The 7,581-nt window shown below is 69.6% G+C and carries 6 protein-coding genes; 5 read left to right on the forward strand and 1 reads right to left on the reverse strand.

The annotated features are described in order from the left end of the window. Positions 1-339: 339 nt before the first annotated feature. From Q1N79_RS06360 to Q1N79_RS06375, 4 genes are all read left to right on the forward strand, one after another. Complete coding sequence (locus Q1N79_RS06360) at positions 340-1,164, forward strand: DNA-formamidopyrimidine glycosylase family protein (RefSeq protein WP_300605533.1); 825 nt, start codon at positions 340-342, stop codon at positions 1,162-1,164. Positions 1,165-1,563: 399 nt separating this feature from the next. Continuing rightward, positions 1,564-1,794: a DUF433 domain-containing protein gene (locus Q1N79_RS06365; RefSeq protein WP_300605535.1), complete on the forward strand. Its 231-nt coding sequence runs from the start codon at positions 1,564-1,566 to the stop codon at positions 1,792-1,794. A 5-nt stretch (positions 1,795-1,799) separates the two neighbouring features. Next, a complete protein-coding gene (locus Q1N79_RS06370; protein WP_300605537.1) occupies positions 1,800-2,180 on the forward strand; it encodes a DUF5615 family PIN-like protein in 381 nt (126 codons plus the stop codon). Between the two features lie 318 nt (positions 2,181-2,498). Then, entirely contained in the window at positions 2,499-3,836 is a 1,338-nt protein-coding gene (locus Q1N79_RS06375; protein ID WP_300605539.1) for an AAA family ATPase, read from the forward strand. On the opposite strand, the gene Q1N79_RS06380 is transcribed toward Q1N79_RS06375, so the two are convergent. Continuing rightward, positions 3,766-6,258, reverse strand: a complete 2,493-nt coding sequence (locus tag Q1N79_RS06380; RefSeq protein WP_300605541.1) for an ATP-binding protein — start codon at positions 6,256-6,258, stop codon at positions 3,766-3,768. The two genes, Q1N79_RS06375 and Q1N79_RS06380, sit on opposite strands and share 71 nt — an antisense overlap. Before the next feature lie 798 nt (positions 6,259-7,056). Between Q1N79_RS06380 and Q1N79_RS06385 the strand changes: the two genes are divergently transcribed. Next, positions 7,057-7,416, forward strand: coding sequence for a hypothetical protein (locus Q1N79_RS06385; protein WP_300605543.1), 360 nt, complete (start codon positions 7,057-7,059; stop codon positions 7,414-7,416). The last annotated feature ends 165 nt before the right edge of the window (positions 7,417-7,581 follow it).

Below are 7,581 nucleotides of genomic sequence, written 5' to 3' on the forward strand. Positions count from 1 at the left end.
CACGCATCGCGTCGAGCCGGACGGGGACGCCGTAGACGGCACGCACCGCGTCCGCGGGCCGGCTGGCGGCTGGCGGCCGGACTCGCGCTCGCTTCGCGCGCCACCGCGCTGGCCACCATCCGCCGCGAGGACCTCGCCGCCCAGCAGAACTAGCCAGGCCAGCAAGCTCGTCGCGCAAGTGTCGTCTGATCGTCGCCCTCGGCACGTGACCCAGGGCGCGATCATCGCCCCGGCCGGGCGCGGGTTATCCTGCGGCGTTACTCAATCGCCGGCCGCAGCTTCGGTAGCATCGCAGCTCGGTATCGCATGCGGTCCCGGTACCGCAGCAGGAGACGTTACATGCCTGAGCTTCCAGAGGTGGAATCGGCCCGTGCGGTGATCGAGCGGAACGGACTCCGGCGATACATCACTGACGTCGATGACTCCGACACTTACGTATGCCGCCCGCACGCGCCGGGGGAAATCCGCCATGCGCTGCTGGGGAGGGCACTCACTTCCGCGATGCGGCGGGGGAAGAGCATGTGGTGCCAGACCGGCCCTTCGCTGGAGGCGGTCACACTAGGCATTCACCTCGGCATGTCGGGCAAGATCGTAATCGCTGACGCCGACGGAGCCGAGATCGACGGCGGCGATTACTGGGAGGGACGCCGGGAGCCGGGGGATTATCGTTGGGCTCGATTCACCGTGACGTTCGAAGACGGCGGTCGGCTCATGCTGGTCGACCCGCGGCGCCTGGGCCGCATCAGGCTCAACCCACCTGTCGACCAGCTGGGCCCTGACGCTCAGCTGATTACGCCGGCGCAGTTCCGGACGATGCTCGCAGGCAGCTCGGCACCCGTTAAGGCACGGATCATGGACCAGCGACGGATCGCCGGCATCGGCAACCTGCTAGCCGATGAAATCTTGTGGCGCGCCCGGATCCACCCCGCGCGCATCGCAAGCAGCCTCACTGCACCAGAGCAGAGGCAGCTGCTCAGAGCCAGCCGTGGCGCGATCAGGGCCGCTCTCCGGGATGGAGGCGTGCATACGCTGAAGATCATTCCGTATCGGCGCAGGGGAAGCACCTGCCCGCGCGATCACGCGCCAATGAATACCGCCCCCGTTGATGGGCGCACAAGCTGGTGGTGCTCGGCCGAGCAACTATTGGTGCCGGGCAGCGGCTGAGGGTTAATCCGCTGCTCCTGGCGAGTGGTCAGGGACAGGATCGAACTGTCGACCTTCCGCTTTTCAGAGGTGCATTCGTCACTGAGGACTCCGGTGAGCACGATCGCCGTCAGCTCTTCTACCTGCACAAACCGCTTGTAGGGGCTACAAAGTCATCATAACAGCCGTGCCGCCGAGTGCCCGATAATGCCGTTTTGTCCGTGGGTTTTCTGTGGGATCGATGCCACGGAACCCGGAGTTGTGGGGATTCTGTGGGGATCATTACGCCGGTGCTCGCCCGGATGCTCCGCTGCCTCCCCTATCGGCGGACCGCTCTACCGGGGTCAAGTTCAGCCGCTCGCGCGCAAGGGAAGTGCGCTGCGCTGAGCGGCCAGAGGTTGGCAAGCGTACGCTGAAAGCGTGGCGTACGAGCGGATTACCATCGACCCGAACCGGATGAGCGGCCTGCCCTGCATCCGCGATACCCGGGTCACGGTGAGCGCGGTCCTGGGCCAGCTCGCTGCGGGGCTGACCATCTCTGAGCTGCTCGCTGACTTCCCGTACCTGGACCGGGCCGACGTGCTGGCCGCCTTGGAGTTCGCCGCGGCGGCCCTGCAGGAACGTGAGCTGCCGCTCGCCCAGCCGGCCTAGCCGTCGTGCGCTTTCTGGTCGACGCCAACCTGTCGCCGAAGGTTGCCGCTGCCCTGAATAAGGCCGGGCTGGAGTCTGTTCACGTTGGCGATGCAGGGCTGCTCACGGCACCAGACCGGACCATCCTCGACTACGCCGCCGAGAACGACCTGGTAATCGTTTCCGCCGACAGCGATTTCGGCGAGCTGCTGGCGGCCAGCCGCGGAGCGACACGGCCATCAGTGGTCCTTCTGCGATCCGCGGACCGGCTCACATCCGACGACCAGGCAGCCCTGCTGGCCGCGAACCTCCCGGCAGTAACAGACGACCTGGAGGCAGGCGCAGTGGTAACCATCGCCCGCGGCCGGATGCGGGTCCGGCCGTTGCCCATCGTTCCCGCTGACTGATTTCTCCTGGACACGGTCCCTCGCTCGAGGACGGCCTCATTGGCACCGAAAACTGGTATGAATTCATTACGTATTCCTTACGCCTTCCCTCTTCCGGCATCCCACTTCATACTGGGAGCGCATCCGGGAGTTCCTGCTGGTAAAGGCTAGGCAGTCAGGCTTCCAGGGGCACGCACGGGCTAGTCAATACGGACCTGGAAATTGGTTATTTCGGCCTGTACCCCATCCTGCTGAGTCTTGGTTGTATGTACGCGGCGGGCGCATCAGCGATGCCCGCCCGTAATGGCTGATGGGAAACGAGAGATTGGCAAGCGCGCCATGGCTCTGGGTATCTTTGAGGTGCGCGAGATAGTCGAGCGCGTCTTCGCGCAGCAAGACGTGCTCGACGCGTGCGCAAGGCGGGATCTCGGCCGGGTCGTCATGATCCTGGGCGCGCAGGGGCTCACGCAGGGACGGATATCGGAGCTGACCGGCATCAGCCAGGGGCGGCTGAGCGAGTGGGCAGGGCGTAAGCGGAAGCCCCGGGCGTCATCTGTCTTCGAAGCGTTCGCTGACGGCCTTGGGGTGCCGCCGGCGGCACGGGAAGCGCTGGGGCTCGCCCCTGATGGCTCCGCTGAACCCGGGCGGAGACTCCCGCACCCCGCCCGGGACCGGATTGCCCCGCCGGCACCGGCACTCCCGGCGACCTCCGGGCCGATCTCACTTCAGCCCGCAGGAGTCTTCGCAGAGGGCCTAGCCGCCCTGCTGCACCGGGAGACTGTGCACGGACCGCTGAACGAGGTGATGGCAGCCCTCAAGGCGCAGCAGAGCCGCCGGGCTGCCGGTTCGGCGATCCGGCGGCCTGTGTGGAAGAACCTCGTGTTCACCGGTGGCCCCGGCACCGGCAGGTCGCGGGCAGCCGTCGCTGTCGGCCAGGATTACCGCAAGCTGGGAGTCCTGGCGACCGGGCACGTCATCGAGGCCGCAGCCGCTGACCTGGTAGGTGCCAGTCCGGGGGAAACAGGCAAGCTGCTTGCCGAGGCGGTCAGGCCTGCGAGCGGCGGGATCTTGATGATCAACGCAGCGCACGATTGGCAGCGCCTTCCCGACCAGGGGCAGCAGGTGCTGCGCCGCTTGTATGAGCAGCTGACCGAGTACCGCAACGAGCGCAGGGACGAGCTCGCCGTGATCCTGGCCGGGCAGGCGGGCCCGCTGCGGAGCCTGCTGCACGGCAGTCCTTCCCTCGCCGCCCGCTTCCGGGCTGTCGTCGACTTCCCGGGCTTCACCCCTGGGCAGCTGGCCGTGATATTCGGTTCCCTGGCTGACGAGGCTGGCCTGACGCTGACTCCCGCGGCCGAGTCCAAGGCGGCCGGGGTGCTTGCCCGGGCCGAGGGTGGCCACGGCTCCGGTAACGCCCGGCTCGCGGTCGGGCTGCTGAATCGGGCGACCGCGATCCAGGCGCAGCGTGTGGCGGCCGCATCCCTGGCACCGGGCTGGGATCCGGCTGCCCTGCACACGCTCAGCGCGGCGGACATCCCGGACCAGCTGCACCCTGAGCACGCTCCCCCGGAAGAAACCTGGCCAGGCCAGTACCTGTTACCTGCTGTCAGCCGCCGCCTGTTTCAGCCGGGGAGGGTTCCTCCGCGAGGTAGTTCAGGGGCCACCGGCAGTCGATAAAGCTGGCTAGCGAGCTGGTCAGCGAGGCGGTTCGGCCCTTCGCGATCGCCTGGAGCAGGATGTCTGTGATGGCAGCCGGGACCGGGCCGGGGAGCAGCCATTCCGGCTCGTCCGGGGGGCAGAGCCATTCGCCGTGCTCGGCCCGGGCGCGCAGCACGGCGGAGACGTGGGCGGCTAGCGTCCTGCGGCGGGTGATCAGCGGCGGCAGGGAGGCCGCTGTCTCCGTCGCGTGGGAGATCGCGCACTGGAGCGTCCTGGCGGGAAGAGCCCCGGCGGCGGCCAGGACGCCTGGTTCGGGGACCGGGGTGGGCCAGCCGGTCAGGTGAGCGAGCACGCCCAGGGCGGCCCACGCCCCGATCCACGGCTCGTCTTCGAGGGCCTGCTGGGCGTGCCGCATTTCCCGCAGGGTGCAGGGACGGCCCGTGCACTCGCTGCCGCAGCTTGCCGCGCGCGTGCGGACGAGCGCCCGTGGGTCGCTGGTGCCGGGCCGGGCGCGCTCCCGCCGCGTGCCGTCATTGACCTTGACCAGCACGGGGAAGTCCATGCCGTCAGCGAACGCGGCCGCCTGTCCCGGGGGAAGGGTGACCAGGTAGCGGGACTGCGCCGGCGTGGCGTTGATGGTGGCGCCGACCGCCTCGCGGTCGTCGGCGGCGGGCAGGCGGTGGACGATCTTCACGGCGGTGTTCTTGATGACGTCGGGCACGAGGCGGGCCGGGATCTGCTCGGCTATCACCAGGCCCTCGCCGTAGGCCCGCACCTCCGCGAGCAGCCCGGCGAACAGCTCGACGGCGTGACCGGCCGCTCCCGCGGCGCTGCCCGGGCCGGCCGCCCCGGGCCTGCGCAGCAGCCGGTGCGCCTCCTCGATGACCGTCAGGTGCCGCAGCCCCGGCGCCGTCCCGGGGCGGTGCTCCAGCCGCAGGTGCTCGGCGAGCCGGATCAGCACGGCGCCCATGAGGAACGACTTGTCGGCGTCGTCACCGACGTCTTCGAGCTCGAGCACGACGTTCTTCCGCAGCACGGTCCCGAAGTCGACCGGGTGCCCGCCTTCGAGGAAACGGCCGCTGGTACCCCGCTGGAGGCTGGCCAGCCGGACCCTGATGAAGCCGAGCACGTCATCGGTGACCCGCTGGGAGTAGCCGATCTCCGCCACGACCCGTTCGGCCGCGCGCTGCAGCCCGGTCAGGGTCGGGTAAGCCGCCTCGGTGTCCGGCCGCCGGGGTTCCCCGAGCGCCAGGTCCCACCCGGCCTCCTCGTACACCCGGGCCAGCGCCGCGCTGAGCACCTGCGGGAACGGGTCCTCGGCCTGGAACGACGCAATGAACAGCGCCTTGACCAGGTCCGCGTGTGCCTGCAGCGGGAAACGGCCGCCGTCCGCTGCCGTGGCGGGCTCGAAGGGGTTCAGGCCGGCGGCGACCGCATCGGGTTCCCCTGGCCTGATCCTGAATACTTCCTGGTGCGGGACGCGGCTGGGCATCATCCGGTACTCCGACTTGGCCGGCTCGACGACCAGCCACGGGACCCCGAGCCCGGTAGCCGCCTCCAGCAGCGACCGCACCGTCTGCGACTTGCCGCCGCCTGTAGCGCCGCAGACGAATACGTGCCGGTTGAGCGACTCGGCCGACACCGTGAACGGCCCGGCCGGCATCAGGTTCGCGTCCAGGACGTGCCCGATCTCGGCGGCGGGCCCTTGCGCCGCGAGCTCGGGACTGACGTCAAACTGCGGCCGCAGCGCGAGCCGTACCCCTGGCACTTCCGCCTCCGGGACGCGGGCGAGCGCGGCGAGCAGCTCGGTAGACCCGTAGAACGGCGACGACGGAACCCCGTCCCCGCCCGCGCCAGCCGGTCCGCCCGGCTCCGCGGGTGCAGGGCTCAGCGCGTAGGGAAGCCCCTCGAGGTCAGCCGACGCGCACACCAGCCCGGCCACCCGGGCAGCGCTCCCGGGATCGGTTCCGCCTGCCAGGATGGTGATCCGCCAGACCCCGGCGGACTCGCCCCGCCGGAACTCGGCGTACCGCTCCCCCAGCCGCCGTGCCAGGGTGGCCTGCCCGGGAAACCGGTCAGCCGCCCCTTCCGCAGCGCGCTGCCGCGACCCGGCATCCTCCAGCAGCCCCTGCAGCTCCGCCCGGCTTACCGGCCCGGCGATCACGAGCCAGCCGAACGGGCCTGTCCAGTTCCCGAGCAGCCCTTCATCAAGGGGAAAGGCAGCCTGCCTCCCGGCCCGGCCGTCCATGGCACCCGCCGTGAGCAGCGCGTCGCTGATCCCGGCGACCTCCCGCCAGCACCCTAGCTGCCCTGTCAGCCAGCCGAGCTCGGCTGGCCGCAGCGCTGTTCCGCGCGCGCCGCACGGCAGCGACAGCAGCACTTCGCCGGATTCGGCGTCCGCGCTGCCGACCAGCGCGTCCCCAACCGTCAGCACATGCACCGGACCGCCTGCCGCCGTGCGGATCCAGCCGAACGCGATGGTGCCGTCACCAGAACCAGCGATCCCGGCATGGTAGGCCGCCGTAAGCGCCGCACGCTGCGCCCGCCCGCGGTGCCCGGTCCCCTGATCCTGCGGATCTCGCGGCCGCCAGATCTCAGAGACCCGGTATGCCCTTGCTACTGAAAGCGGTGCGAACGCGTTATCCATAAGTTCTCAGACACCTACCCGGCGGCAGCAGTGACTTTCGGCTGGAGACCTGATACCCAGACCCGCAAGAAGAGCTCGTGAAAGTTGCACCGCCAACACTTGCGCATTATTCACTGGGGAGACATCCGTCAGCTGACGGACGGCCGGCGCAGCCAGCGCCTACCTCATTGTCAGATCTCGGGTGATCTGGCTGATTCACTTATCGGATGGTCACCCTGAACGATGCGTGCCCCTCCATACGCGCTCAAAGATAGCGCCGACAGCAGGGACCGGCCGCGGGCCGATACCGCTTTGGCCTGGACCGCATGCGGCCACGCCGGGCCGGCGGGCCGCTAAACGGGAGCAGCGTCTCCAGCACCGCCCGCTCGGCCAGCAGACGCCGCGCTCTCGTGCCTTTATCTCGCTCTGTTCCTGGTCAGGCCCGGGGAGATGGGCCTCTGCGACAAGCTCGCAGCCAGCATCGGCCTGGTGCTTGGCTGGACCAGCTGGCAGTCCATCCTTACCGGCACCTTCGCAGGATTCGCGCGTGGGTCCAGGGGCGCAGGACGCTGAAACACGTGGCGGCTGGCGGGCGCGGGCTATTCTGCTGGTATGAGCGCGGAGGGTGCGGTCGCGGTGCGGACCCGGTACCTGGCGCGGCCTGGGCGCCGGGTGATTGTGGTGACCGACCTGGCGAGCCTGCGCGGCCCGTCGCGGGGCACGGTGGAACTGCCGTTGCGGCTGTACTGGAGCGGCCCCAGTCCCGTCTTCGACCTGGGCGTGCCGTACCTGCGCCGCTGGCTGTATCAGATCGTGCTGCGGGAGGCCAGCCGGCCGGAAGACCTGACTGGCTATCTGGACCGGGACACTCTGACCGCGTCGTGGCCGGAACTGTACCTGCCGCAGGGCGTGCGGCGGGCGTGGGAGGAGCTTCATCCGCAGCTGCGGGCCGCCGAGGCCGGGGCAGCCTGATGCCGGTAAGTGACCTGCACCGCCGGGTAGCCGCGGTGGCGCTGACCGCGGCGCGCGAGCACGGGTTCGCGCTGGGCGGCGGGAACGCGCTGCTCGCTTACGGCGTGATCTCCCGGCCGACCCAGGATGTGGACCTGTTCACCGATCAAGAGCACGGCGTGGAGG

It is taken from the genome of Trebonia sp., assembly GCF_030042015.1.
Classification (GTDB): domain Bacteria; phylum Actinomycetota; class Actinomycetes; order Streptosporangiales; family Streptosporangiaceae; genus Trebonia.

Coding starts and splice junctions, on each gene's coding strand:
- Q1N79_RS06360 (WP_300605533.1), top strand. CDS start 340: ATGCCTGAGCTTCCAGAGGTGGAATCGGCCCGTGCGGTGATCGAGCGG.
- Q1N79_RS06375 (WP_300605539.1), top strand. CDS start 2,499: ATGGCTCTGGGTATCTTTGAGGTGCGCGAGATAGTCGAGCGCGTCTTC.
- Q1N79_RS06385 (WP_300605543.1), top strand. CDS start 7,057: ATGAGCGCGGAGGGTGCGGTCGCGGTGCGGACCCGGTACCTGGCGCGG.